Here is a 25,976-nt window from a genome sequence, read left to right on the forward strand (position 1 = left end):
GGCGTCAGAAGTCCACCGTGGCCGAGACACGCACCGTGCGCGGGCCGCCCGTGGTGGCGAAGTTGTCGTTGAAACTGCCGGCCCAGTAGGACTTGTCGAACAGGTTCTCTACCGTGGCGCGGAAGGTGACGGGTTTGGCCGCGATGCGGGTGGCATAGCGTGCGCCCACGTCCACGCGGGTCCAGCTGGGCATCTTCAGCGTGTTGGCCGAATTCACCCATTGCGCGCCCGTGTAGATCAGGCGGCCGGTGAGCGTGGCGCCCGGCAGCGCGGGCACATCCCACTCGCCGCCCAGGTTGGCCGTCCAGCGCGGCACGCCGTAGACGCCGTAGCCGTCGCGCGCGCCGCCCTGGGTCTTGCTCTGGATGGCCTGCGTATAGGCCAGGCCGCCCAGCACGCGCGTGCCGCGCAGCGGCTCGCCGAACACATTCCACTCCAGGCCCCGGTTGCGCTGCTCGCCATCCATCAGCAGGCGGTTGGTCGCGGCCTCCACCACGGACGAAGGCCGCTCGATCTGAAACAGCGAGACCGTCTGCGTGAAATCACCCGTGCGCCACTTGGCGCCGATCTCGAACTGCTTGGTCTTGTAGGGCGCGAACACTTCGCCGGCATTGGCGTAGGTGGCGCCGACGATGGAGCCCGCGCTCAGGCCCTGCACATGGTTGGCGTACAGCGAGACCGTATCGCCCCAGGGCTTGACCACCAGGCCCAGCGCGGGCGAGATGGCATGTTCGTCATAGCGCGCCATCTTCTGGTTCACGCGCTGCAGGCGCGCGCCCACGGTGAGCTGTACGGTGTCGCCACCCCAGCTCAGCGTGTCGGCCAGGGCCAGGCTGCTGAGCACGTCGTCGCGCTCCTGCTTGATGGCGCCGTAGGGGCCGGCCAGTGTGATGGGCGCAGGGTCGTAGATGTTGGTGATGTAGCTGGCGCTGGTGGCCACGGCCGCGCGGCCGCCCTTTTGGTTCATCCAGTTCACGGAGGCGACCAGCAGATGGTTCACGCTGCCCGTGCGCAGGCGCCCGCGCACGCCGAACTCGGCCGCCATGCTGTCGGTGTAGCCGTACTGGTTGTAGGTCTGGCCCACGGCCGAGCCGTCGCCCTGGGCGCGCAGCACCACGCGCGTGCCGTTGAGCATGCCGTCATAGGAATGCTTGCCGCTGCCCACCGAGCCGAACAGCGTCCAGTCCGCCCCCAGGTCCACCGAGCCGCGCAGCATCAGCGCATCGCTTTGCTGCTGGGCACGTATGCCCGGGAAGAGATTGGTCTTGGCGTCGGGCGCTGCAATCACCTGCTTGAGGTTCTGCATGCTGACCATCATCGGGCTGCCGTCACGGATGGTGGAGCGGTAGCTGTAGGCATCCAGGCCCAGCGTGAAACCGTCGCCCTGGTAGTCGAGCGCCAGTGCGCCCAGGCCATGGCGGCGGTTCTGGCCGTCGATCTCGGTATCGCCGCCCGAGGTGCTGCCGTTGATGCGTATGCCCAGGCGGCGTTCCGGTCCGAAGCGGCGCGACACATCGGCCTGCAGGCCCAGCTGCGAGGAGCTGCTGAACATGGTGGTCACGCGCGTGAGGTCCCGGGCCAGCGGACGCTTGGTCACCAGGTTGATGGTGCCGCCCACGGCGCCGCCCGGCGTCATGCCGCTCAGCAGCGCACCCGGGCCCTTGAGCACTTCCACGCGCTCGATCATCTCGGTGGGCACATGGCCATCGGGCGCCAGGCCGTACAGGCCGTTGAAGCCCAGTTCCGAGGCATTCACACCCAGGCCGCGGATGGTGAAGTTCTCGTAGGCGTGGCCGGTGTTGGTGGTGAAGCGCACGGAGGGGTCGTTTTCCAGCACCGACATCAGCGTGGTCGCGTGCTGGTCGGCAATGCCTTCGGCCGTGTAGGAGGTGATGTTGAACGGCGTATCCATCACATCGCGCTGGCCCAGCACGCCCAGGCCCGCGCCCTTGGCCACCTGGCCGCCCGGCGCCACGGTGGGCAGTGCCTGGGGATCGGTGGTGCTGCGCACCGTGATCTCGCCCAGTTCGGCGTCGGCCGCCCAGGAGGCGGCGGGCAAAGCGGCAGCGGCAACCATGGCGCAGACACGGGCGATGGTGCCCAGGCCGTGGAACGGTGAAACGGGGGCGAAGGGGCTGACAGCGCCTGCGCGCGGCAGGCCGGTGCGGGAACGAGAGGACATCCGGGAGGGCTTTCAAGGCGGAAGAAAATGCGCCGCATCCAGGCCCGCAGCCCGTCGGGACACAGGCCGGATACGGCATCTGCCCGAATTATAGAAAATGAGAATTATTCTTATTTGAGAAAACAACGACAACGCACCGCGCGCAAACATGGGCGCACGGTCCGCAAACAATCCCGGGGAAAACAGTGGGGGCCAGGCAACAGGCCGCCGGACGCCACGACGGCGCAGACCGCTAGAAGGTGTCGCCGCGTTCCATGGCGCGGCGGTGGCGCTGCACGAATTCCTGGTAGGTGTCGATGCCGCGCAGCTGCAAGATGGCATTGCGCACGGCCGCCTCCACCAGCACGGCGATGTTGCGGCCCGCCACCACCTGGATCACCACCTTGCGCACGGGCACGCCGAGCACGTCCTGCGTCAGCGGCTCGGCTGGCAGCCGCTCGTATTCGCGCTCCATGGTTTCCTTGCGCACCAGGTGCACGATGAGCTTGAGACGCATCTTGCGGCGCACGGCCGTCTCGCCAAAGATGGCGCGGATATCGAGCAGGCCGATGCCGCGCACCTCCAGCAGGTTCTGCAGCAGCTCGGGGCACTTGCCTTCGATCGTGGTCTGGTTGATGCGGTACAGGTCCACGGCATCGTCGGCCACCAGGCCGTTGCCGCGCGTCACCAGCTCCAGCCCCAGCTCGCTCTTGCCCAGGCCCGACTCGCCCGTGATCAGCACGCCCATGCCCAGGATGTCCATGAACACGCCATGCATGGTCGTGCGGTCGGCGAAATGCTTGGCCAGGTAGGCACGCAGCACATCGATCACGAAGGCCGACTGCTCGCGCGTGGCGAACATGGGAATGTGGGCACGCTCGCACATGGACAGCAGCGCCTCGGGCGCCGTCTGGCCATCGGCCAGCACCAGCACGGGCGGCTCCAGCGTGACGATGCGTGCCACGCGGCGCTGGCAGTCCTGCGGCGTGGCGTTGGTCAGATAGGCGATCTCACGCTCGCCCAGCACCTGCAGCCGGTAGGGATGGATGTAGTTCAGGTAGCCGACGAGATCGGCGCCCGAGCGCGCCGAGCGCACGGCCATCTCGTCGAAGCGGCGCTCCGAGGCCCCCAGGCCCGCCACCCACTCCCAGCGCAGGCTGGAGCGGAACTCCTCGAAAAGGACGTCGGCGCTGATGGCACTGGGTCTCATGGCAAGGCCCGTGAAAAGGGGAAGACGAAAGTCTAGACCAGCGGAGCGGCGGAAGACTGCCAGCCGGCAATCATTCCATGCAGCCGGGCCGCATCGCCGCAGGACTTCAGCCGCTCGCGCAGCTGGCTGTCGCTGAGCAGTTCGGCGATTTCAGAAAGGATTTCCAGATGCTTTTGCGTCGCCGCTTCGGGCACCAGCAAAAAGATCAGCAGGCCTACGGGCTGCTCATCGGGCGCATCGAAGCCAATGGGATGGTCCAGCTGGAACACGGCTGCCATCGGAGCGGTCAGCCCCTTGATGCGACCGTGGGGAATGGCCACGCCATGGCCCAGCCCCGTCGAGCCCAGGCGTTCACGCGCGAAGAGGCTGTCGGTGATGAGTGCGCGGGACAGGCCATGCAGGCTCTCGAATAGCAGACCTGCTTCTTCGAAAGCGCGCTTTTTGCTGGTGACGTCGACGCTCACGAGCACTTGAGCGGCGGGCAGGATGGAGGCAAGACGGTTCATGGTTCGGGAAACAATTATGCACCGCAGTGCCGGAAACCGTGGGGAAACCCTGACCCCCATCAAAAACCGCCCCGAAGGGCGGTGGTCGTGCGTGGCACATCAGCCACAAAAACGCAGGTATTGTAAGCGCCCGCACAGGGCCGGCGCCTTACCTGTCACCCGACTGACGCCAGGGTCAGTCCAGCATCATCGAGCCGCTTGGCCGTGCCGTAGCGGCTGCCCTGCTGGCGGGTCTTGTAGCGCACCACGAGGCGGTCCAGCTTGTCAGCCAGCGCGTCGACGGCGGCATAAAGGTCGAAGTGAGAGGTTTCGACAAAGAGATCCTGGCCCTTGACGCGCAGCGTGCAACCGGCACGTTGGCGCTTTTCCTTCTCCTTCTGGTTATGAACGGTCAGCAAGACCTTGACATCCACCACCTGGTCAAAGTGTCGAAGAATGCGTTCGAGCTTGGCCATGACGTAACTGCGCAGCGAGGGAGTGACCTCCAGGTGATGCCCACTAATCGTCAGATTCATATCTAAACACTCCTTGCTCTGGATGGAAACAGCCCGGTCCACCGGGGGACGATCCGCCGGGACAGGTGCTTGCAGGCCGGAATGCGCATTCGTTTGCTTGCGAATCCACTATGCGCCCGGGTCGGGTCAAAAGCAACGCCGCAAGCCGATAGCGCAGGACGGTGCAGGGCCTTGGAGGCGGGTTTTGCGCGCCATGCGATTGGGCGCACAATCGGCGGGTTTGCCAGGCTGCGCCCCTGGGGTGGGGGTGGCCACAGGCCGTCCGTCACCGTGAGGCGCCGTTGGGTAGAATCGCGCTCCTGCGCGTGCCGCTTGCAGCCCTCCGGCCCCTGCAGCCTCTTTGCCAGATTGCCCCTTGCCTCACATGACCACCCAGTCCCGTCCCTCCGCCCTGCACACTTCCAACATTGCCTCGCTGCCGCTGCTCGCGCGCGGCAAGGTGCGCGACAACTATGCCGTGGGCGATGACCGCATCCTGATGGTGGCCTCGGACCGCCTCTCGGCCTTTGACGTGATCATGGGCGAGCCCATCCCCGGCAAGGGCGAGCTGCTGACGCAGATGGCGCTGTTCTGGTTCGACAAGCTCGGCCACATCTGCCCCAACCACCTGACTGGCGAAGCGCCCGAATCCGTGGTCACGCCCGCCGAAGTGCCCCAGGTCACGGGCCGCTCCATGCTGGTCAAGCGCCTCAAGCCCGTGCTGATCGAGGCCGTGGTGCGCGGCTACCTGGCCGGCAGCGGCTGGAAGGAATACCAGGAATCGCGCTCGGTCTGCGGCGTTCCCCTGCCCGAAGGCCTGACCAACGCCGCCAAGCTGCCCGAGCCCATCTACACGCCGGCCGCCAAGGCCGAGATGGGCGACCATGACGAGAACATCACCTACGAGCGCACGGTGGAGATGGTCGGCGAGAAGCTGGCCTCCCAGATCCGCGATACAGCCATCCGCATCTACAAGGAAGCCGCCGCCATCGCCCTCGAAAAGGGCATGATCATTGCCGACACCAAGTTCGAATTCGGCCTGGACGAAAACGGCGAACTGGTGCTGATGGACGAGGTGCTCACGCCCGACAGCTCGCGCTACTGGCCCGTGGAAGGCTATGCCCAGGCGCTGGCCAAGGGCGAGAACCCGCCCAGCTACGACAAGCAGTTCGTGCGCGACTGGCTGGAGCAGGCCCAGGTCAACGGCAAGCCCTGGGACAAGAGCGCCCCGGCGCCCCGCCTGCCCCAGGAGGTGACCGAGAAGACGGCCGCCAAGTACCGCGAAGCGCTGCAGCGCCTGACGGCCTGAGCTGCCGCCTGCCTGTCCCCGCAAAAGAGAGCTTCGGCTCTCTTTTTCATTACGCGGGCCCGTTTCTGCAGCCGGTCACGTTGGCGTCACCGACACTGCCACAATGCTTGTTCCCTCTGACTTTTTTCGAAGGAGCAAGCACATGGCCGGCAAGAAGATTCTGATGATCTGCGGAGACTACTGCGAGGACTACGAAACCATGGTCCCGTTCCAGGCCCTGCAGGCCGTGGGACACACGGTGCACGCGGTCTGCCCCGACAAGAAGGCGGGGGACCACATCAAGACGGCCATCCATGATTTCGAGGGCGCCCAGACCTACAGCGAAAAGCCCGGCCACAACTTCACGCTCAACGCCAGCTTCGCCGACATCAAGCCCGAGCAGTACGACGCCCTGGTGATCCCCGGCGGACGCGGCCCCGAATACCTGCGCAACTACGATGCCGTGCGCGCCGCCGTGCGCCACTTCTTCGACAACAACAAGCCCGTGGCCGCCGTCTGCCATGGCGCCCAGCTGCTGGCCGGCGCCGGCGTGCTCAAGGGCCGCACCTGCTCGGCCTACCCGGCCTGCCGTGCCGAGGTCGAACTGGCCGGCGGCACCTACGCCGACATCGGCGTGGACCAGGCGCACACCGAAGGCAATCTGGTCAGCGCCCCCGCCTGGCCGGCCCATCCGGCCTGGATCGCACAGTTCCTGTCCCTGCTGGGCACGCGCATCAGCCACGGCTGAGCACGCAGCCGCCGTTGGCGCCGGGCGGATCAGCCGCCCCAGCGCACCAGCACGATGCCGCCGAACACCAGGGACGAGGCCAGCATGCGCACGCGGCCCAGGCGCTCGCGCATCAGCCAGGCGGCAATCCAGCCTGCAAACAGCACGCTGCTTTCACGCAGTGCAGACACAAGCCCCATGGGCGCCTGCGACAGCGCCCAGGTCGCCATCCAGCTGGCGCTCAGCTGCATGGCGGCGGCCAGGGCGCACAGGCGCCAGGTGCGTGCATCGGCGCGCAGCACGGCAGGACCGCGCCGCCAGGCAACGATCAGCACCGTGGCCAGGCCATCGCCCAGCGTGAGCAGGGCCGCATAGAGCAACGCGGAACCGGATGCGCGCGCACCCAGCCCGTCGATGACCGTGTAGCAGGCAATCATGGCGCCCGTGGCCAGCGCATGGCCGCTGCCGCCATAACCGCTGGCCGCGCCGCTGCGCAACGACAGCGCCAGCACGCCCAGCGACAGGCACAGCACGCCGGCCAGCCCGGTCGCGCCCGGCCACTCACCGGCCAGCAGCGCCGCGCCCAGCGTGACGAACAGTGGCGCACTGCCACGTGCCACCGGGTAGACCACGCCGAACTCGCCATGCTGGTAGGCGCGCGGCAGCACGAAGTGGTAGGCGGTGTGCACGGCCACCGAGGCCGCCAGCCACCACCACACCGATGCATCCCACAGCGCCGCCGCACGCCAGTCCAGCCAGGGCAGCACCAGCAGAGACCACAGGCTGGCCAGCCCCGTGGTCAGCGCCATGGCGACCATCTTGTCACCGCCTAGCTTGATGGCGCTGTTCCATCCCGCATTCATCAGCGCGGCCCCCAGGGCCGCGGCCAGCACTGCATTGCTCAATTCCATTCCATGGCCTCGTTCCTGATACGGGACGGGATGATGGATTCACACCCAGATTAGATAAAGTCGAATTTTCGGAACCTTATCTTCAGGAAACCTGATGCGACGCCTGAACCTCGACCAGCTCCAGACCCTGGAGGCCGTGGCCGACCTGGGCACGCTGGCTGCCGCCGCCCAGGCCCTGCACCTGTCGCCGCCCGCCGTCAGCCTGCACATCCAGGAGCTGGAAGCGCGCCTGGACACACCGCTGCTGGTGCGCGGCAAGCGCCAGGCGCAGCTGACGCCTGCGGGCGAACTGCTGGCCGAAGGCGGACGCCGCCTGCTGGCAGACAGCGAATCCCTGCTGCGCCAGGTGCGCAAGCGTGCCGAGGGCTTTGGCGCCAGCGTGCGCATAGGCGCCTCGGCCGGCGTCAGCCCCCTGCTGCTGCCCGAACTGCTGCAATGGCTGGCCGAGCACGCACCGAGCGTGGAGCTGCGCCTGGAAGTCGTGAGCTCGGCCCAGGCCATGCAGCGCCTGGCGGCCGGCAGCCTGGACCTGGCCCTGGTCGGTCTGCCCCAGCCCGTGGCTGCGGGGCTCGAGGTGCTGGCCTGGCGCAACGACCCCATGGAGCTGTTCGCGCCGCCGCAGATGCCGCTGCCCGACCAGATCACGCCCGAATGGCTCAACGCCCAGCCCTGGATAGGCTTTGCCGCCGGCACCCAGATGCACCGCCTGCTGTCGCAATGGTTTGCCCAGGCCGGCCTGCTGCCCCAGCCGCGCATGGAGATGAGTTATCCCGAAGGCATACGCGCCCTGGTCGCCGCAGGCCACGGTCCCACGGTCCTGCCACGCGAGGAGCCCATGGACGCCGTCAGCCGCACGCTGCAGCAGCGCGGGCTGAGTCCCGCCCTGACACGCCCGCTGGGCCTGGCCTGCCGCAGCGCCTCGCAGCAAGACCCGGCCGTGCAGGCCGTGGTGCGCGGGTTGATGCGATTTGCCGATCCCGTACGGAAGTAGGCGCTACAGTCCGGCCTCCTGCAGCACCCACGCACGCAGGGCCTCGATGGCCGGCTGGCCCTGGCTGCGCCGGGGGTAGAGCAGGTGGTAGGCATAGGCCGGGCCCAGGCCCACGGCGATGTCGAACAGGCGCACCAGGCGGCCACGGGCCAGGTCTTCGGCCACCAGGTCCTGCTCGACCAGGCCCACGGCGCCGCCGTCCAGCACGGCCTGCACGACATGGCTGGAGTCGGTGAATGCGATGCAGCGGCCTGCGTCCAGGCCCTCCACGCCGGCCGCCGCCATCCACATCGGCCAGTTCGGCCAGACCTGGCCGTCCACCATGCAGTCCACGTGGCACAGCGTGTGGCCCAGCAGGTCGGCGGGGCTGGCCAGCGGCGGGCCGGACTGCAGCAGGGCCGGGCTGCAGACGGGGATGACCCTGGCGTCGAACAGGCGCACCGCCAGGGTGTGCGGATCACGGCCGGTGCCGAAGCGGATGCCGGCATCAATGTCATCGGCGTCGAAGTCGCGCACCTCGTCGCTGATGTCAAAGCTCAGTTCGATCTGCGGATGCGCGGCGCGAAAGCGCGGCAGCCGGGGCAGCAGCCACTGCGTGGCAAAGCGCGCGCCCAGCGACAGGCGCAGCCGCGTCTCGCCCCGGGCCAGCTGGCGCGCCCGACCGGTGGCGCGCCGCAGCAGGCCCAGCGCCTCGGCCGTGGCCTCCAGCAGCACGCTGCCTGCGGGCGTGAGCTGCATGCTGCGGCTGTTGCGCGTGAAGAGGACGAGGCCCAGCTGTTCCTCCATCTCCTTGATCTGGTGGCTGACCGCCGCCGGGGTCAGTCCCAGTTCGTCGGCCGCACGCGTGAAGTTCAGGTGGCGCCCTGCGGCCTCGAAGCTGCGCAGGGCGCGTGTGCCCGGTGGAAGCTGGCGCATGGATCTTCAAATCTTTCTTGATGGAGCATCGAATACTACTTGCTTCCTCTTTTGGAACCGCCATCGAACAATCAAGAAAACTTGTTGATGGATGAATCCATGGAAACCGCCTCTTTCTTCACCAGCCTTATCGATGGGCAGCCCGCTACGGCGGCCGAACTCGCCGCCCTGGCCTTTGCAGGCCATGCCCATTTCACGGCCATGCAGGTGCGCGGCGGCCGGCTGCGCGGGCTGGACCTGCATCTGCAGCGTCTGCGCCAGGCCTCGCTGGAGCTGTACGGCCAGGCCTTGTCCGATGACCATGTCCAGGCACAGCTGAGGGCGGCGCTTGCCGGTGGTCCGCAGGATGTGTCGCTGACCGCCACGGTGTACTCGCCTGCCGGTGAATTCACGGCCGCCGATGCGCGGCCGCGCATGCTGGTGCGGACCTCGGCACCCGCCTCGGGCCCTGCCGGGCCCTTGAGCCTGGCGCTGTTCGAGCATGAACGCATGCTGCCCCACCTCAAGCATGTGGGCGAGTTGGCGAAGACGCATCTGCTGCGTCGCGCCGTAGCCCAGGGCTTTGACGATGCCGCCTTTGCCGATCGCCACGGCCGTATTGGCGAGGCCACCATCTGGAACCTGGCCTTCTGGGATGGAGATGCCGTGGTCTGGCCGCGCGCCCAGGTGCTGCCGGGCACGACCGAGTCCATGCTGCGCCGCCAGCTGCAGCGCATGGGCGTGGCGCAGCGCGAGGCCGTTCTGACCCTGGCCGACCTGCCCGACATGGCCGGCGCCGTGGTGATGAATTCATGGTCCCCCGGCATTGCGGTCAGGCGCCTGGCCGAGGTGCATCTGCCGGATGCGCCCGGCTTCGTGCAGTTGCTGCACCGCGCGCATGCGGCCGAGGAGCCGGTTGCACCCTGAGCCCTCGCCATGAAAAAAGGGAGCCGCAAGGCTCCCCGTCTCTTCACTGGCGTGCGGCCGGACTCAGTTCAGCGCCATGCTGAGCTTGCGGCGGTAGCCGTTGACCAGCTGCGTGGCCTCGTCCTGCTCGGCCGCGCCCTTGCCCAGCAGCTCGATGCCGCCGCTGCTCTTGCCGGGGATGGCGTCCTGCTTCTTGGGCTTCGGGGGTGTGAGCAGCTCCAGGATGCCCACATAGAGCTTGCGCGCGGCCTGGCCGTTCCATTCCTTGTCGCGCATGATGATTTCCAGCAGCTCGTCCATGCTGGCTGCCCACTGGCCTTCGGCGGCCAGGGCCTGGGCCTTGCCGAAGCGGGTGTCGAAGTCGCGCTTGTTCTGTGCGATGACGGCATCGAACTGGGCAAACTCCCAGTTGCCGCGATCGTCGTTGTGCACGAAAAGCATGCACTGCAGCCATTGGTTGAGCGCCTCGAAGCGCGTGGGCTGGGGAATGCGCTTGAGCGGCTCGGTCAGCAGGGCGCCGGCCTCTTCGTAGCCGCCCGTGGCGATCAGCAGGCGCACGTAGTCGAAGCGCGCATCGTCGTTAGCTGGGTCGGCGGCCAGCGCATCGGCCAGCTTTTGCAGGGCGGCCTGCGTGTCGCCGGCTTCCAGCAGCTGGTGGGCCTCGTCGGCTTCGGCCTCGGCCGCCAGCTCGCCTTCGGAGGGCAGGTGCTTGTCCAGGAACTCGCGCAGCTTGCCTTCGGGCTGGGCGCCCATGAAGCCGTCCACGGGCCGGCCGCCCATCATCAGGATGCAGGTCGGGATGGAGCGGATGCCGAACATGCCGGCCAGCTGCTGCTCCTGGTCGGAATCGATCTTGACCAGCTTGAAGCGGCCTTCGTAGGCCACTTCCAGCTTTTCCAGGATGGGGCCCAGCGTCTTGCACGGGCCGCACCAGGGCGCCCAGAAGTCGACGAGCACCGGCACCTGCATGGAGGCGGCGACGACTTCGGCTTCGAAATTCTCAATGGTGACATCAATCATGTGATCAGACCCTGTGGCAAGGCGCGCGGCCAGGGCGCGCGAACTGTGGCGGTTCGGAGTTCGGCGGCCGGATGCCTCCGATGCGGACCGTGTGATTCTCCAGCAATTCCATGGCGTGGGCGCCATGGACGGCAACCACCCCAGTTGGGAGCCGGCTGCGTGCATTTCAAGCCGCCCGGCCGGGGACGAGGCGCGGCAGCGCTGGGCTATATTGGCGCGCTGAGCCGCCATTGCGGCCTGCCATCAACACAATGAGGGAGGGCTCGCCTTGATCAAGGTTTCGCAGCTGGTGTTCGAGTACCCGGGCCACCGCGCGCTGGACGGCGTCAGCGTCCATATCGCCGCAGGCACCGTCACGGCCCTGGTAGGGCCCAACGGCGCCGGAAAATCCACGCTGATGCGCTGCATCGCCGGGCTGGACCAGCCGCTGTCGGGCCAGGTCGAGGTGCATGGCATTGCCGTGCAGGAGCAGCCCCGCGAAGTGCACCGGCACCTGGGCTATCTGTCGGATTTCTTCGGCCTCTATGACCGCCTGAGCGTGCGGCGCTGCCTGCAGTACGCAGCCCTGTCCATGGGCGTGCCCCCGTCCGAGGCGCCGCAGCGCGTGGCGCACGTGGCCGGGCAGCTGGGCCTGGCCGATCTGCTGGAGCGCCTTCCCACCGAGCTGTCTCGCGGCCAGCGCCAGCGCGTGGCCATCGGCCAGGCCATCGTCCACCAGCCGCGCGTGCTGCTGCTGGACGAGCCGGCCAGCGGCCTGGACCCCGAGGCACGCGCCAGCCTGTCCCGGCTGATGCGTGCGCTGCAGGCCCAGGGCATGACCCTGATCGTCTCCAGCCACATCCTCAGCGAACTGGACGAGTACTGCACCCACATCCTGAGCCTGCGCGGCGGCCGCGTGGAAAGCCACGAGGCCCTGCACGGCGGCATCAAGGCACCTGCCGCCGGCGACGATGCCCCGCTGGCACTGTACGCGCTGGAGCTGGCGCCGCCCCCGGGTGCCTCGGCCGGGTCGCTGGCACGGCAGCTGCATCTGGTCCTTCCCGACACCCCTGTGCCGCCGCCCGATGAACAGGGCCTGGTGCATCTGCAGCTGTGGCTGCCCACCCTGCCGCGCGAGCGCGCCGATCTGCTGGCCCGCCTGGTCGGTACCGGCCTGCCCGTGGCCAGCCTGGCCCCGGTGCGCGAGCGCCTGCAGGACCGCTATGCGCGCGGCCTGCAGAACGCAGCAACCCCCACGCCTGCGGAGCAGCCATGACGCACAACCCCGAATTCCAGCGCCAGCTCTGGCTCAACTGGCGGCCGTCCCAGCTGGGCTGGAGCCTGCTGCTCACCGCCTTGCTGCTGGCCACGCCAATGGCCCTGGTCCAGCCCGACCGCCGCCTGCACACGCTGCTGATCGCCGCCCTGGTCGGCATGTGGATCGCCGCGGCCGGCCTGGGCAGCGTGCTGGCCGGACGCGGCCTCAACGAGGAAGCGCGCCAGCACACCTGGGACTGGCAGCGCCTGTCAGCCCTCACGCCCTGGCAGATGGCCTGGGGCAAGCTGCTGGGCGCCCCGCTGCCGGCCTGGCTGTACATGCTGTGGTGCGCGCTGGCCGTGCTGGCCACCTCGGCAGGCCAGCCGGGCGGGCTGGCCTGGGGCGTGCACGCCGTGCTGCAGGCCGCGCTGTGGGGCCTGGCCCTGCAGGCCTGGAGCATGCACTCCGTGCTCATGGGCTGGGGGCCGAAGGAGCAACCCGCGCGCCGCATCCGCTTCGTGCTGGTGCCGCTGCTGTTCGTGATGGTGCTGCCCGGCCCCATCCTGGGCCGGTTGACCGAGCAGCTGGGCCGCGAGGAAGGCCGCCCTGTGCTGTGGTGGTCCTTACCGCTGCACGGGCGCGGCGCCATCTACCTGTTCGGCGCCATCGCGCTGGGGCTGGGCCTGCTGGCCCTGTGGCGGCTGCTGTGCACGCGGCTGGATGTGCGCACCCTGCCCTGGGCCTGGCCGCTGGGCCTGTGCGTGGCGGGCCTGGCCTTTGGCGGCATGCACCTCGATGCAATGCAGTTGCAGGGCCCCGGCCCGACCTCCTTCTTCGCATGGACCACGGGGCTGGCGCTGGCGGGCACGGCCTATGTCTGCCTGCACGGCATGGACGAAGGCCTGCGCAGCTGGCGCCAGGTGCAATGGTGCGTGTTGCAGGGGCGCTGGCGTGGCGCGCTCGAGGCCCTGCCGCTGTGGCCCGTGAGCTGGCTGCTGGCCGTGCTGGCCTGTGCGCTGTGGCTGCTGTGGCCCGCAGGCGGCCAGCCCATCCTGCCCGGTACAGCCCAGTTGGCGGCACTGGCAACGGCGCAGTTGCTGCGTGATGCCGCGCTGGCCACGGGCTTTTCCCTGCTGGCCGGGCGCATCAAGTCGCCGCTGGCCGCGTTCGCCGTCACCTGGCTGCTGGTCAACATCGTGCTGCCGCTGCTGGCCTTTGGCCTTGCCGGGGCCGATGCCGCCATGCTGGCCCAGCCGCTGGCAGCCGGCCTGACCAAGCCCGTCACCAGCGGCATGTGGCTGTCGCTGGCCGTGCAGGTGGCGGTGGCCCTGGCCTGGCTGGCCCATGTGTTTCGCCAGCGTGTGCTGGGTTTTGCGCGCGAGCAGCACACGGCTGTGCGGTGATTTGCAGGGGGATGCGGGCCGATCCGGACTAAAAAAGTAAAATCGCGGGTTCCACTAGGCCGGGCCGCAGGCGCCCTCACGACATGAACTCCATCCAGATCGGTGTGGTCATGGGCTCCAGCAGCGACTGGGAGACCATGCAGCACGCAGTTGCCATTCTTCAGCAATTTGGCATCGCCCATGAAGCCCAGGTCGTCTCGGCCCACCGCATGCCCGACGACATGTTCGCCTATGCCGAGGCCGCCGCAGGCCGGGGCCTGAAGGCCATCATCGCGGGCGCCGGCGGCGCCGCACACCTGCCCGGCATGATCGCCGCCAAGACCGTGGTGCCCGTGCTCGGCGTGCCGGTGGCCAGCCGCCACCTGCAGGGCGTGGACTCGCTGCACTCCATCGTGCAGATGCCCAAGGGCGTGCCCGTGGCCACCTTTGCCATCGGCGCGGCCGGCGCAGCCAATGCGGCCCTGTTCGCCGTGGCCCTGCTGGCCAATGAGGACCCGGCCCTGCGGGCGAAGCTCGAAGCCTTCCGCGCCGAGCAGACCGCCGCCGCGCGTGCCATGACGCTTCCCTCGGTGGCCGCATGAGCGCCGCTGAAGTGATCCTGCCCGGCGCGACCCTGGGCGTTCTGGGCGGCGGCCAGCTCGGCCGCATGTTCGTGCAGTCGGCCCAGGCCATGGGCTATTTCACGGCCGTGCTCGACGCCGACCCGACCAGCCCCGCGGGCCTGGTAAGCCACCACCACATACGCACCGGCTACGAGGACCCGCAGGGCTTGGCCGAGCTGGCGCGCCTGTCGGCCGCCGTCACCACCGAATTCGAGAACGTGCCCGCCGCGGCGCTGAACCTGCTGGCCGCCCAGCGGCCGGTCTCGCCGGCCGGCTCCTCCGTGGCCATTGCCCAGGACCGCGCCCAGGAGAAGGCCCACTTCGTGCGCTGCGGCGTGCCCTGCGCGCCCTACGCGGTGATCGAGACGCCGGCCCAGCTGGCCGCCGTGCACGCCAGCCTGCTGCCCGGCATCCTCAAGACCGCGCGCATGGGCTACGACGGCAAGGGCCAGGTGCGCGTGAAGAACGCCGCCGAGCTGGCCACCGCCTGGGAGCAACTGGGCCGCGTGGCCTGCGTGCTGGAAAAGATGCTGCCGCTGGCCCATGAATGCTCGGTCATCGTGGCGCGCGGCCGTGACGGCTCCATGGTCAACCTGCCCGTGCAGCGCAACCTGCACCGCGAGGGCATCCTCTCCGTCACCGAGGTCTACGAAGGCAACCTGCCCCAGGCCCAGGTCGAGCAGGCGCTGGCCGCCGCACGTTCCGTGGCCGACGGCCTGGACTACGTGGGCGTGCTGTGCGTCGAATTCTTCGTGCTGCAGGACGGCATGCTCGTGGTCAACGAGATCGCGCCGCGCCCGCACAACAGCGGCCACTACAGCCAGAACGCCTGCGATGTCTCGCAGTTCGAGCTGCAGGTGCGCTGCATGACCGGCCTGCCGCTGACACAGCCGCGCCAGCACAGCCCATCCATCATGCTGAACCTGCTGGGCGACCTGTGGTTCAAGGACGGCGAACAGGCCCAGGCGCCGGCCTGGGACCAGGTCCTGGCCCTGCCCGGCTGCCACCTGCACCTGTACGGCAAGCACGACGCCAAGCGCGGCCGCAAGATGGGCCACCTGAACGTCACCGGCCCCACGCCCGAGGCCGTGCGCTCCACCGCCCTGCAGGCCGCTGCCATCCTGGGTATAGAGCCGTTCTAAAGGCCCGCGCGATGATTCTTGATGGAACGCTGGCGGCCTCTGTCCAGGCCGCCGCACAGGCGCTGCAGCGCGGCGAACTGCTGGGCCTGCCCACGGAAACCGTCTACGGCCTGGCGGCCGATGCCGACAACGACGCGGCCGTCGCGCAGATCTTCACTGCCAAGGGCCGGCCGCCCAACCATCCGCTCATCGTGCATGTGGCCGACAGCGGCGCCATCACGCGCTACGCACGTGAAGTGCCGCTGTTCGCGCAGCAGCTGATCGACGCCTTCTGGCCCGGCCCGCTGACCCTCATCCTGCCGCGCCTGCCCCAGGCCGCCCGGGCCTCGACCGGCGGCCAGGACAGCGTGGGCCTGCGCTGCCCCTCCCACCCCGTCGCCCATGCCGTGCTGGCCGCCTGCCAGCAGTTGCAGCCGCCCGTCTGGGGCGTGTCGGCGCCCAGCGCCAACAAGTTCGGCCGCGTCAGCCCCACCACGGCGGCCCATGTGGCCGACGAGTTTGGTGACGCGCTGCTGGTGCTGGACGGCGGCGCCTGCGAAGTGGGGATTGAATCGACCATCGTGGACTGCACGCGCGGCGTGCCCGTGCTGCTGCGCCCCGGCGCCATCACGCGCGACGACATCGAGCGCGCCTGCGGCCAGCGCCCCCTGTCCAAGGACGAGCTGCTGGAGAACACGCCACGCGCCTCCGGCACGCTGTTGGCCCACTACGCGCCCAACGCCAAGGTCCGGCTCATGGATGCAAGGCAGCTGCAGGCCGGGCTGGACGTGCTGGGCGCCGACGCCCGGAACCTGGCCGTCTACCACCGCGCACCGCTGCGCACCGCCTCGCGCGCCGTCACGCTGCGCGCCATGCCCGCCGACGCCGCCGCCACCGCGCGCGAGCTGTTCGGCGCCCTGCGCGACTTCGATGAGATCGGCGCCCAGCTGATCTGGATCGAGACCCCGCCCGACACGCCGGACTGGGAAGGCGTGCGCGACCGGCTGCTGCGCGCGGCGGCTGCGGGGTAGAAGAGGTTCCCCCGGGACTGCAGTGCCGCATCGGGCCTCAACCCGCGCACCTGTCCAACGGCGTGCGGCGCAGGAACAGGCGCCGTTCCAGGCCTTTGAATGGCAGGAGTTGCTAGAATCGCGCTACAAAATCCCTTCGCGGTGTCATTCAGTTGGCTCAGGCTTAGGGCGAAAAGGCCACCGCAAGGTGGTCTTTTCATTGGTGGCTTGGACATCGACCAGAACAACCATCTACATTGACGGCTACAACCTCTACTACTCGCGGCTCAAGGGCACGCCGTACAAGTGGCTGGACATTGCTGCGCTGTTTCGTGATCGCATCCTGCTGCCGCAAGACCCTGGCGCAGAGGTTGTCGCCATCAAGTACTTCACGGCCCCCGTCAAAGCCTCGTACGCCCGGCATGGCGAGGCATCGGTCCAGGCACAGACCCAGTACCTTCGCGCCCTTCAGGCACAAGACCCTGGCCTGATCCAGATCGTCAACGGCTTCCACGTCTTCGAACCCACATCCCTGCCGAGCTACCAAGCGGGCGCCAACCCGAGCAAGAACAACGTGTCGCGCGTCTGGATGATCGAAGAAAAGCAGACCGACGTGAACCTTGCGCTGCACGCCTACCGTGATGCAGTACGTGGCGAATGCGACCAGCTGGTGATCTGCTCCAACGACAGTGACGTGGAACCCGCACTGCGCATGCTGCGCGAGGACGTGCCCGCCGCCAGGCTGGGGCTGGTCATGCCATTGCGCGACAGGACCGCAGCAGACGGCAAAGTGCCCAACAAGCGCTTGACGGCGTTGGCGCACTGGGTTCGCCATCACATCAGGGACGACGAGCTGGCGCAATCGCAGTTGCCGCTGAACGTGCAGACGCGGAAAAAACCAGCCGGCAAGCCTGCGCATTGGTGAACCCCCACAAAGCGGCCCTGGGCGGAATGCTGCCGCCTAAGACCTCTTCCCCGAAGGCTCGTACGCCAGCTCCATCCGGTAGGCCAGCGCCAGGAACAGCGACTGCGCCAGGGTCAGCGTGCTGTTCAGCGAGCGAAAGCCGAAGGTGGCTGCGTCCTGGGCCAGCAGGGTGACGGTGGCGCGGGATGCCAGGGGGCTGAGCTGGCTGTCGGTCAACGCCAGCAGGCGCGCGCCGCGTGCCAGGGCCGCGTCCACCACCTCCAGCGTTTCGGGCGCATAGGGCTCGAAGGAGACGGCCAGCATCACGTCGCCGGGCGACAGCGCGCGCAGCTCGCCCTTTTGCATGGCGCCCAGGCCGTGCAGCCAGTGCACGGGCTTTTCAGTGTGCTGCAGCGCATAGGCCAGGTAGGCGCCCACGGGGAAGGCCCGGCGCGAGGCGGCCAGCCACAGCGAGGGGGCATCCAGCATGAGGTCCACCGCCGCCTCGAACTGCTCGGGCGGCAGGCCGCGCTGCAGGGCCTGCAGGCTTTCGATGCTGCCTTCGATGACCTCGTACGCCAGGCGCGCGCTGCTGCGTGGCTCGTTGCCCGAGGCGATCAGGCCCCGGATGCGGTCCTGGTAGTCATGCTGGGCCGAGAGCTGGCGCGCCGCATCGGCGCGGAACAGCGCCTGCAGTTCCGAGTACCCCGAGAACCCGAAATGCTTGGCAAAGCGCACCACGGCAGAAGGCTGCACACCGCACTGTTCGGCCGTGGCCTGGATGCCGTCGAAGGCCAGGCGGTCGCCCTGCATCTCCACATGCCGGCCTATGGCCTTGAGCTGGCGGCTCAGCGCCTCGAAGCCCTGGCGTAGCACGTCCAGGAAGGCAGCGCGGTCGGCGTAGGGGCCGCAGGCCGCAGTGGCGCCCGCATCGGCTGGTGTTTTTCTATTTTTCATATTTGTGGAAAATATTTTCTATTTCGATCTATGATCGCACGAACGCAACGATTATGGGGAGGCCCGCACGCCCCGGGCCCCTCGCAACGCACAGGCCTATGACGATGAGCATGCTGAACTTTCCCTCCGACCGTCCGCTGGACGTGGCCTGCCTGGGCCGTCTGGCCGTGGACCTGTACGCGCAGCAGACAGGCTGCAGCCTGGAAGAGGCCAGCAGCTTTGCCAAGTACCTGGGCGGCTCCTCCGGCAACATGGCTTTCGGCACGGCGCGCCTGGGGCTGCGCTCGGCCATGATTTCGCGCGTGGGCAATGAGCACAACGGCCGCTTCCTGGTCGAGACGCTGCAGCGCGAGGGCTGCGACACCAGCCAGGTGCAGGTCGATGCCCGGCGCCTGACCGGCATGGTGCTGCTGGGCATCAAGGACCAGGAGACCTTCCCCCTGCTGTTCGCCCGCGAGGACTGCGCCGACATGGCGCTGGACGCCGCAGCCATCAGCGAGGAATTCCTGGCCCGCTGCCGCTGCCTGGCCATCACGGGCACCCACCTGAGCGCGCCCGGCGTGCTGGCCGCCAGCCGCAGGGCGCTGGAGATCGCGGGCCGCCACGGACTGGTGCGCGTGCTGGACATCGACTACCGGCCCGTGCTGTGGGGCCTGACCGGACGGGGCGACGGCGAGACACGCTATGTCGCCAGCGCCGAGGTCAGCCGCAGGCTGCAGGCCGAGCTGGGCCCGTTCGAACTCATCATCGGCACCGAAGAGGAATGGCTGATCGCCGGCGGCGTGGAGGGTGACCTGATCGCCAGCCTGCGCCGCGTGCGCGAATGCAGCCGCGCCGTCTTCGTGGTCAAGCGCGGGCCGCTGGGCTGCTCGCTGATCGAAGGCGCGGTGCCCGATGCCATCGACCAGGCGCCCACGGTGCCGGGCGAACGCGTGGAAGTGCTCAATGTGCTGGGCGCGGGCGATGCCTTTGCCTCCGGCCTTCTGTCGGGGCTGCTGCGCGGCAAGAGCCTGGCCGAATCTGCGGCGATTGCCAACGCCTGCGGCGCCATCGTGGTCTCGCGCCATGGCTGCGCGCCGGCCATGCCCACGCAGGCCGAGCTGGCGCACTGGTTCTCGGGCCACCGCCATCCGCGTCCCGACCAGGACCCCGAGCTGTCCCACCTGCACCGCGTCAGCCGCGCGCGGCCGCAGTGGCCCGCGCTGTGCGTGCTGGCCTATGACCACCGCAGCCAGTTCGACGATCTGGCGCGCGAGGCCGGCGCAGCGCCCGCGCGGCTGCGCCCGCTCAAGCGGCTGATCAACGAGGTGGTCGCCCAGGTCGAGCGCGATCCGGGCAACGCGGGCCGCATGGGCGTGCTGATCGACGGCCGGCACGACCTGGGCGAGGCCGCGCTGCACGACGCCACGGGACGCGGCTGGTGGATAGGCCGGCCCATCGAGCTGCCGGGCTCGCGCCCGCTGCGCTTTGACGGCACGGACTCGCTGGCCTCCGAACTGCTGCACTGGCCGCAAAGCCATACCGTCAAATGCCTGGTTTTCTACCACCCCGACGACACGCCCGCACTGCGCGCCGAGCAGGATGCCTGGCTGCAGCAGGTCTGGACCGCCACGCGCGCCAGCGGCCATGAGCTGCTGCTGGAAGTGATCCCGCCAAAGGACACGCTGGCGCCCGACGACCGGGGCGAGGCCGTGCTACGCGCCATACGCCACTTCTACGACCTCGGCCTCAGGCCCGAATGGTGGAAGGTCGGCACCATGGCGCGCGAAAACTGGGAGGCGCTGGACGCCCTGGTGAACGAACGCGACCCCTGGTGCCGGGGCGCCGTGATCCTGGGGCTGTCCCAGCCCGTGGAGCAACTGGTGCAGGGCTTTGCCCAGGCGCGGGCGCCCGTGGTCAAGGGTTTCATGATCGGCCGCAGCGTCTGGGCCGGCCCGGCCCTGCAGTGGCTGCGCAACGAGCTGGACGATGCCGGCCTGCGCGATGCCGTCGCCGCCAACTTCCGTGCCCTGATCGCCGGCTGGGATGCCAGCCGCGTGGAAACCTCCCAGGACATCACCGAAGGAACTGCAGCATGAGCCTGCTCGTCAAGGCCGCGCCCGGCCGCATCGTCACCGACATCACGCCCGCCAGCGCGGGCTGGAAGCACATCCACTTCAAGGCCCTGAGGCTGCAGGCAGGCGAGCAGGAGGAGTTTTCCACGGGACCGCTTGAATACTGCATCACCGTGCTCACCGGCCAGGTGGATGTGCAAGTCGGCAGCCAGGCGTTCAGCGCCCTGGGCAGCCGCGCCAGCGTGTTCGAGGAGAGTGCGCCCACGGCCGTGTACGTGCCGCCCGGCCAAAGCCTGCGCATCACGGCGCGCAGCCCGGCCGACGTTGCCTTGAGCGCCGCACCCGCCACGGGCCGCCATGCCACGCGCGTGATCGCGCCCGAAAGCATGCGCCGCAGCGTGCGCGGCCAGGGCAGCAACACGCGCCATGTCTGCGACATCCTGCCCGAGACCGAGGCGGCCGAGTCCCTGCTGGTGGTCGAGGTCATCACGCCCGCAGGCAACTCGTCCAGCTATCCGCCGCACAAGCACGACAGCGCCGACCCCGCCGCGCCGGACGCCGAGACCGTGCTGGAGGAAACCTACTTCCACCTGCTCAACCCCAGCCAGGGCTTTGCCTTCCAGCGCGTCTACACCGATGACCGCAGCATCGACGAAGCCATGGCGGTGGAGCATCGCGACACCGTGATGGTGCCGCGCGGCTACCACCCCTGCGTGGCCCCGCACGGCTACGACCTCTACTACCTCAACACCATGGCCGGGCCCGAGCGGCGCTGGGCCTTTCGCAACGATCCCGCGCACGAATGGATGCTGCGGCCGCGCTGACGCACGGCGCAACAGATCCCCATAAAAACCACCGGAGACAAAAAATGCTGTTCAACCCAATGGTCCTGCACCGCCAGGCCTGGCTTTCCTGCGCCCTGCTGACGCTGGGCATGGGCACCGCCCAGGCGCAATCCACCCCAGCCCCCTCCTCCCAGGGTGCGCCAGCCTGGCCCACCCAGCCCGTCAAATGGGTGGTGCCCTATGCACCGGGCGGCACCACCGACGTGATCGCGCGCCAGCTGGCCGTGCAGATGGGCAAGGACCTGGGCCAGCCCGTGGTGGTGGACAACCGTCCCGGCGCGGCCAGCATCATCGGCGCCACGCTGATCGCACGCGCCCCGGCCGATGGCTACACGCTGGGCACGGCCGACTCGGGCACGCTGGCCTTCAACCCCGCCATGTATGCGCGCCTGAGCTATGACGCGGGCAAGGACTTCAGCTACATCGGCGGTCTGGGCCGCATGCCGCTGGTGCTGGCCGTGCATCCGTCCTTCCCCGCGAAGAACGTGCAGGAATTCCTGGCCATGGCGCGCAAGGAGCCGGGCGGCATCTCCTCGGCCTCGTCGGGGCCGGGCTCGCCGCTGCACGTGGCGCTGGAGCTGTTCAAGCAGCGCACGGGCACCCAGATCCTGCACGTGGCCTACAAGGGCTCGGCCCCGGCGCTGCAGGACCTCATGGCCGGCCAGATCCAGTCCATGTTCGTGGACCTGCCGCCCAGCATCTCGGCCATCCGCGCGGGCAAGCTGCGCGTGCTGGCCGTGGCCACGCCTCAGCGCCTGCCCATCCTGCCCGACGTACCCACCATGGCCGAGGCCGGCGTGCCCGGTTTCGAAGCCTATGCCTGGCAGGGCTTCGTCGGCCCCGCCCACCTGAGCCCCGCGCTCACCGAGCGCCTGAACAAGAGCCTGGCCACCGCCCTGCGCCACCCCGAGACGCGTGCCAAGCTCGAAGAGATCGGCATACAGCCCATGGAGATGACGCCGCAGCAGTTCGCAGGCTTCGTGCGCTCGGAACAGGCGCTGTGGAGCGGCGTGATCAAGGCGGCCCAAATCAAAATGGATTGAAGCGCAGCAGCGACAAAAGACACTTAGAACAGATTCCGGAGACAACATGACCACCGCATCCCGCCGCCATTTCATCCGCTCACTCGGCGCCCTGGCCGCAGCGCCCGTCCTGCCCGCCGTGGCACAAGCGCCTGCCGGCGCCTGGCCCCAGCGCCCCATCGAACTCATCGTGCCCTTCGCTGCAGGCGGCGGCACCGACGTGCTGGCACGCGCGCTGGCCGAGGTGGCGCGCAAGCACCTGCCGCAGGACCTGATCGTGCTCAACCGCGCAGGCGCCAGCGGCGCCGTGGGCTGGACCGAGCTGGCCAATGCCCGGCCGGACGGCTACAAGATCGGCATCATCACCGTCGAGCTGACCATGATCCCGCACATGGGGCTGACCAAGATCAGCTCCGACGCCGTGCTGCCCGTGGCCCGCCTGAACGCCGACCCCGCCACCATCGCCGTGCGTGCCGACTCGCCCTATCGCAGCATCGAGGAACTGATCGCCGCCGCGCGCAAGGACGAGGCAGCGGTGCGCATCGGCAATGCCGGCCCGGGCTCGCTGGGCCACCTGGCCGCCGCCGCGCTGCAGGACAAGGCGGGCGTGAAGTTCAACCACGCGCCCTACCGCGGCGCCAACCCCGCCGTGCTCGACCTGCTGGGCGGCCACATCGAGGCCGTGGCCGTCACGCCCGTGGAGGTGGCCACCTATGTGGCGGCCGGCAAGATCCGCCCGCTGGCCATCATGGCCGAGCAGCGCATACAGGCCGGCTGGGAAGCCGTGCCCACGCTCAAGGAGCGCGGCATCGACCTGCTCATCGGCGGCTGGCGCGGCCTGGCCGTGCCCCGCAACACGCCCGACGCCGTGGTCCAGACCCTGCGCAAGGCCATGGCCCTGACCCTCAAGGACCCCGTCCTGCGGGAAACCATGGCCAAGCAGAACATGGGCGAGGGCTACCTGGACCAGCCCGAATTCAAGGCCGTGATCGACCGCGACAACGCGGTGTTCAAGCAGTTGGTGGACAAGCTGGGGATCAAGGCCTGAGGGCTCGCCCTCAGCGGATGAACCCCGCCGCAAACGACGCCCGCAGGAACTCCACGAACACCGCCACCGCGCGCGGGACGTGGCTGGCGTAGGGGCGGATGGCGAACAGCTGTTCGCCGAAGGCGTCGACGGGCCGCCAGCCGGGCAGGACTTCGCTCAGGTGGCCGGAGGCCAGGCCCGATTGCGCGCTGAAGTCCGGAACCAGGGCGATGCCCAGGCCGGCCAGTGCCGCGTCGCGCAGGATTTCGCTGTTGTTGGCGGCAAAGCCGCCGGTCACGGGAACGACGACGCGCACGCCGTCCACGCCGGCGTCGCGGGGAACGAAGCTCCAGGCCGGGGCACCCTGGGTGCGCGGATAGTGCAGGCAGTGGTGCGCGGCCAGGTCCTGCGGCGTGGACGGGGTGCCGTGCGCGGCCAGGTAGTCCGCGCTGGCCACGAGCAGCGAGCGCGTGGGCGCCAGCGCCCAGGCCACATGGGTTTCGGGCGGCGCCGTGACGTGGCGTATGGCCAGATCAAACCCTTCCAGCGCCAGCGAGCGTATCTGGTCCGACAGGTCCAGCTCCAGCCGGATCTGCGGATGTGCGCGCAGGAAGGCCGGCAGGCGCGGCATGAGTTGCTGGCGCGAAAAGGCCAGCGGCGCCGTCACGCGCAGCAGGCCGCGCGGTGCGGCAGCCAGGTCGCGCACGCCGGAGAAGCTGTGGGCAATGTGCTCGAAGGCACCGCGCGTGTCGTCCACCAGGCGCTGGCCCGCTTCGGTCAGGCGCACGCTGCGCGTGGTGCGGGTGACCAGGGCGATGCCGGCCGCGCGCTCCAGCTCTGCCACGCGCTGGCTCATGGCCGCCTTGCTCACGCCCAAACGCGCGGCGGCCGAGGTGAAGCTGCCCTGCTGCTCCAGCACGACCAGCCAGTGCAGGTGGCTCCACAAGGCCTCGGCCTTGGCATCGGGTTTTTCATTTGCCATGCATGGATTGTTCAGCAAATCGAACAATCAATTCAAGCGCAGCGCCTAGGCAGGCAGAAAGCGCACTTCTAGACTGCCTGGCATGAACACCGCAAACACCTCCTTCGCTTCCATCGTCCACTACGTCAACGGCCAGCGCACGGCAGGTGCCAGCGACCGCGGGCAGGACGTGACCAACCCGGCCACCGGCCAGGTCACGGGCCGCGTAGCCCTGGCCTCGCGCGCCGATGTCGATGCCGCCGTGGCGGCGGCCAAGGCGGCCTTCCCGAAGTGGGCCGATACGCCGCCCATCCGCCGTGCACGCGTGCTGCTGCGCTTCCTGGAGTTGCTCAACCAGCACAAGGACGAGCTGGCCCATGCGATCACGGCCGAGCACGGCAAGGTCTTCACCGATGCGCAGGGCGAAGTCAGCCGCGGCATCGACATCGTGGAATTCGCCTGCGGCATTCCGCAGCTGCTCAAGGGCGATTTCACCGACCAGGTCTCCACCGGCATCGACAACTGGACGCTGCGCCAGCCCCTGGGCGTGGTCACGGGCATCACGCCCTTCAATTTCCCGGTGATGGTGCCGATGTGGATGTTCCCGGTGGCCATTGCGGCGGGAAATACCTTCGTGCTCAAGCCCAGCCCCATCGATCCCACGCCGTCGCTGCTGATCGCCGACCTGCTCAAGCAGGCGGGCTTGCCTGACGGCGTGTTCAACGTGGTGCAGGGCGACAAGGAGGCGGTGGACGCGCTGATCGAGCATCCCGACGTGAAGGCCGTGAGCTTCGTGGGCTCCACGCCCATTGCCAACTACATCTACGAGACGGGCGCGCGCCACGGCAAGCGCGTGCAGGCCCTGGGCGGCGCCAAGAACCACATGGTGGTCATGCCCGATGCCGATATCGAGCAGGCCGTGGACGCGCTGATCGGCGCCGGCTACGGCTCGGCCGGCGAGCGCTGCATGGCCATCAGCGTGGCCGTGCTCGTGGGCGACGCGGCCGACCAGCTGCTGCCGCGCCTGATCGAGCGCACCAAGGCGCTGAAGGTGCTGGACGGCGAGGACCTGGCCGCGGAAATGGGCCCCATCGTGACCCGCGCCGCACACGAGCGCATCAGCGGCTACATCGACCTGGGCGTCAAGGAAGGCGCGCAGTTGCTGGTCGATGGCCGGGGCTTCGATGGCAAGGCGGCCGGCGCCTCCACAGGCACGGACACCTCGGGCGGCTTCTGGCTGGGCGGCACGCTGTTCGACCATGTCACGCCCGACATGCGCATCTACAAGGAAGAGATCTTCGGCCCCGTGCTGGCCGTGGTGCGCGCCAAGGACTTCGCCGAGGCCGTGCAGCTGGTCAACGACCATGAGTTCGGCAACGGCGTGGCCTGCTTCACGCGCGACGGCAATGTGGCGCGCGAGTTCGGCCGCCGCATCGAGGTCGGCATGGTCGGCATCAACGTGCCGATTCCCGTTCCCATGGCCTGGCACGGCTTCGGCGGCTGGAAGCGCAGCCTGTTCGGCGACATGCACGCCTATGGCGAGGAAGGCGTGCGCTTCTATACCCGCCAAAAGAGCATCATGCAGCGCTGGCCCGAGAGCACGCCCAAGGGCGCGGAATTCGTGATGCCCACGGCCAAGTAGGCGCAGTCCCCCTCCATGAAAAAACCAGCCCGCGGGCTGGTTTTTCTTTGGGGACTGCGACC

Annotated in this window: 24 protein-coding genes; 15 read left to right on the forward strand and 9 right to left on the reverse strand. The window is 68.8% G+C overall.

The features are described 5' to 3' along the window. Positions 1–4 precede the first annotated feature (4 nt). The 4 genes from U6958_RS31460 to hpf form a co-directional block, all read right to left on the reverse strand. Positions 5–2,182, reverse strand: a complete 2,178-nt coding sequence (locus tag U6958_RS31460) for a TonB-dependent siderophore receptor (RefSeq protein ID WP_074920826.1) — start codon at positions 2,180–2,182, stop codon at positions 5–7. Positions 2,183–2,414: 232 nt separating this feature from the next. Then, complete coding sequence (gene hprK, locus U6958_RS31465; protein WP_016449143.1) at positions 2,415–3,371, reverse strand: HPr(Ser) kinase/phosphatase; 957 nt, start codon at positions 3,369–3,371, stop codon at positions 2,415–2,417. 32 nt (positions 3,372–3,403) lie between these two features. Further along, positions 3,404–3,877 (reverse strand): PTS sugar transporter subunit IIA, encoded by a 474-nt coding sequence (locus U6958_RS31470; protein ID WP_016452020.1) that lies wholly within the window; start codon positions 3,875–3,877, stop codon positions 3,404–3,406. Between the two features lie 155 nt (positions 3,878–4,032). Beyond that, on the reverse strand, positions 4,033–4,392 hold the full coding sequence (gene hpf / locus U6958_RS31475; RefSeq protein WP_016449141.1) for a ribosome hibernation-promoting factor, HPF/YfiA family: 360 nt from the start codon (positions 4,390–4,392) through the stop codon (positions 4,033–4,035). A 364-nt stretch (positions 4,393–4,756) separates the two neighbouring features. Here hpf and U6958_RS31480 point away from each other — a divergent pair, with 364 nt between their 5' ends. Both U6958_RS31480 and U6958_RS31485 read left to right on the forward strand, forming a co-directional pair. Next, positions 4,757–5,680: a phosphoribosylaminoimidazolesuccinocarboxamide synthase gene (locus U6958_RS31480; protein WP_016449140.1), complete on the forward strand. Its 924-nt coding sequence runs from the start codon at positions 4,757–4,759 to the stop codon at positions 5,678–5,680. A gap of 142 nt (positions 5,681–5,822) precedes the next feature. Further along, the gene (locus U6958_RS31485) at positions 5,823–6,407 is read left to right on the forward strand and encodes a DJ-1/PfpI family protein (RefSeq protein WP_016449139.1); all 585 of its coding nucleotides are present in this window, start codon (positions 5,823–5,825) and stop codon (positions 6,405–6,407) included. Between the two features lie 29 nt (positions 6,408–6,436). Here the strand turns inward: U6958_RS31485 and U6958_RS31490 are convergent, their stop codons facing one another. Further along, on the reverse strand, positions 6,437–7,297 hold the full coding sequence (locus U6958_RS31490) for a DMT family transporter (protein ID WP_074920828.1): 861 nt from the start codon (positions 7,295–7,297) through the stop codon (positions 6,437–6,439). A gap of 94 nt (positions 7,298–7,391) precedes the next feature. Between U6958_RS31490 and U6958_RS31495 the strand changes: the two genes are divergently transcribed. Continuing rightward, on the forward strand, positions 7,392–8,288 hold the full coding sequence (locus U6958_RS31495) for a LysR family transcriptional regulator (RefSeq protein ID WP_074920830.1): 897 nt from the start codon (positions 7,392–7,394) through the stop codon (positions 8,286–8,288). Between the two features lie 3 nt (positions 8,289–8,291). Here U6958_RS31495 and U6958_RS31500 read toward each other — a convergent pair whose 3' ends face one another. After that, positions 8,292–9,203: a LysR substrate-binding domain-containing protein gene (locus U6958_RS31500; RefSeq protein ID WP_074920832.1), complete on the reverse strand. Its 912-nt coding sequence runs from the start codon at positions 9,201–9,203 to the stop codon at positions 8,292–8,294. 99 nt (positions 9,204–9,302) lie between these two features. Between U6958_RS31500 and U6958_RS31505 the strand changes: the two genes are divergently transcribed. After that, a complete protein-coding gene (locus U6958_RS31505) occupies positions 9,303–10,109 on the forward strand; it encodes an aminotransferase class IV family protein (protein ID WP_074920929.1) in 807 nt (268 codons plus the stop codon). A 63-nt stretch (positions 10,110–10,172) separates the two neighbouring features. Here U6958_RS31505 and trxA read toward each other — a convergent pair whose 3' ends face one another. Further along, a complete protein-coding gene (trxA, locus tag U6958_RS31510) occupies positions 10,173–11,129 on the reverse strand; it encodes a thioredoxin (RefSeq protein ID WP_016449132.1) in 957 nt (318 codons plus the stop codon). Positions 11,130–11,397: 268 nt separating this feature from the next. Between trxA and U6958_RS31515 the strand changes: the two genes are divergently transcribed. The 6 genes from U6958_RS31515 to U6958_RS31540 all read left to right on the forward strand — a co-directional run bounded on the left by U6958_RS31515 (position 11,398) and on the right by U6958_RS31540 (position 17,427). Beyond that, positions 11,398–12,384 carry an ABC transporter ATP-binding protein gene (locus U6958_RS31515; protein ID WP_074920834.1) on the forward strand — a complete coding sequence of 329 codons (987 nt, stop codon included), beginning with the start codon at positions 11,398–11,400 and terminating at the stop codon, positions 12,382–12,384. Beyond that, the gene (locus U6958_RS31520; protein WP_074920837.1) at positions 12,381–13,769 is read left to right on the forward strand and encodes a hypothetical protein; all 1,389 of its coding nucleotides are present in this window, start codon (positions 12,381–12,383) and stop codon (positions 13,767–13,769) included. The genes U6958_RS31515 and U6958_RS31520 overlap by 4 nt, the downstream gene beginning before the upstream one ends. 83 nt (positions 13,770–13,852) lie before the next feature. After that, positions 13,853–14,350: a 5-(carboxyamino)imidazole ribonucleotide mutase gene (gene purE, locus U6958_RS31525; RefSeq protein WP_016449129.1), complete on the forward strand. Its 498-nt coding sequence runs from the start codon at positions 13,853–13,855 to the stop codon at positions 14,348–14,350. After that, on the forward strand, positions 14,347–15,513 hold the full coding sequence (locus U6958_RS31530) for a 5-(carboxyamino)imidazole ribonucleotide synthase (protein ID WP_017404019.1): 1,167 nt from the start codon (positions 14,347–14,349) through the stop codon (positions 15,511–15,513). Before purE ends, U6958_RS31530 begins: the two co-directional genes overlap by 4 nt. 11 nt (positions 15,514–15,524) lie before the next feature. Continuing rightward, positions 15,525–16,523 carry an L-threonylcarbamoyladenylate synthase gene (locus U6958_RS31535; protein ID WP_074920838.1) on the forward strand — a complete coding sequence of 333 codons (999 nt, stop codon included), beginning with the start codon at positions 15,525–15,527 and terminating at the stop codon, positions 16,521–16,523. Positions 16,524–16,725: 202 nt separating this feature from the next. Then, complete coding sequence (locus U6958_RS31540; protein WP_244160436.1) at positions 16,726–17,427, forward strand: NYN domain-containing protein; 702 nt, start codon at positions 16,726–16,728, stop codon at positions 17,425–17,427. A gap of 36 nt (positions 17,428–17,463) precedes the next feature. Here U6958_RS31540 and U6958_RS31545 read toward each other — a convergent pair whose 3' ends face one another. Next, on the reverse strand, positions 17,464–18,363 hold the full coding sequence (locus tag U6958_RS31545; protein WP_074920842.1) for a MurR/RpiR family transcriptional regulator: 900 nt from the start codon (positions 18,361–18,363) through the stop codon (positions 17,464–17,466). Positions 18,364–18,467: 104 nt separating this feature from the next. Here U6958_RS31545 and iolC point away from each other — a divergent pair, with 104 nt between their 5' ends. Genes iolC through U6958_RS31565 form a run of 4 tightly spaced genes read left to right on the forward strand, consistent with a single transcriptional unit; the run spans position 18,468 to position 23,332 of the window. Then, positions 18,468–20,441, forward strand: a complete 1,974-nt coding sequence (gene iolC / locus U6958_RS31550; RefSeq protein ID WP_074920844.1) for a 5-dehydro-2-deoxygluconokinase — start codon at positions 18,468–18,470, stop codon at positions 20,439–20,441. Beyond that, positions 20,438–21,241, forward strand: a complete 804-nt coding sequence (gene iolB, locus U6958_RS31555; protein ID WP_074920846.1) for a 5-deoxy-glucuronate isomerase — start codon at positions 20,438–20,440, stop codon at positions 21,239–21,241. Before iolC ends, iolB begins: the two co-directional genes overlap by 4 nt. A gap of 44 nt (positions 21,242–21,285) precedes the next feature. Continuing rightward, positions 21,286–22,305 carry a tripartite tricarboxylate transporter substrate binding protein gene (locus tag U6958_RS31560; RefSeq protein ID WP_083393554.1) on the forward strand — a complete coding sequence of 340 codons (1,020 nt, stop codon included), beginning with the start codon at positions 21,286–21,288 and terminating at the stop codon, positions 22,303–22,305. Positions 22,306–22,351: 46 nt separating this feature from the next. Next, positions 22,352–23,332, forward strand: coding sequence for a tripartite tricarboxylate transporter substrate binding protein (locus tag U6958_RS31565; RefSeq protein WP_074920848.1), 981 nt, complete (start codon positions 22,352–22,354; stop codon positions 23,330–23,332). Between the two features lie 10 nt (positions 23,333–23,342). Here U6958_RS31565 and U6958_RS31570 read toward each other — a convergent pair whose 3' ends face one another. Beyond that, positions 23,343–24,293 carry a LysR family transcriptional regulator gene (locus U6958_RS31570; protein ID WP_034363449.1) on the reverse strand — a complete coding sequence of 317 codons (951 nt, stop codon included), beginning with the start codon at positions 24,291–24,293 and terminating at the stop codon, positions 23,343–23,345. Positions 24,294–24,375: 82 nt separating this feature from the next. Between U6958_RS31570 and U6958_RS31575 the strand changes: the two genes are divergently transcribed. Beyond that, positions 24,376–25,914, forward strand: coding sequence for a CoA-acylating methylmalonate-semialdehyde dehydrogenase (locus U6958_RS31575; RefSeq protein WP_074920850.1), 1,539 nt, complete (start codon positions 24,376–24,378; stop codon positions 25,912–25,914). Positions 25,915–25,976: the final 62 nt, after the last annotated feature.

The organism is Delftia lacustris (assembly GCF_040267515.1).
GTDB lineage: Bacteria > Pseudomonadota > Gammaproteobacteria > Burkholderiales > Burkholderiaceae_C > Comamonas > Comamonas tsuruhatensis.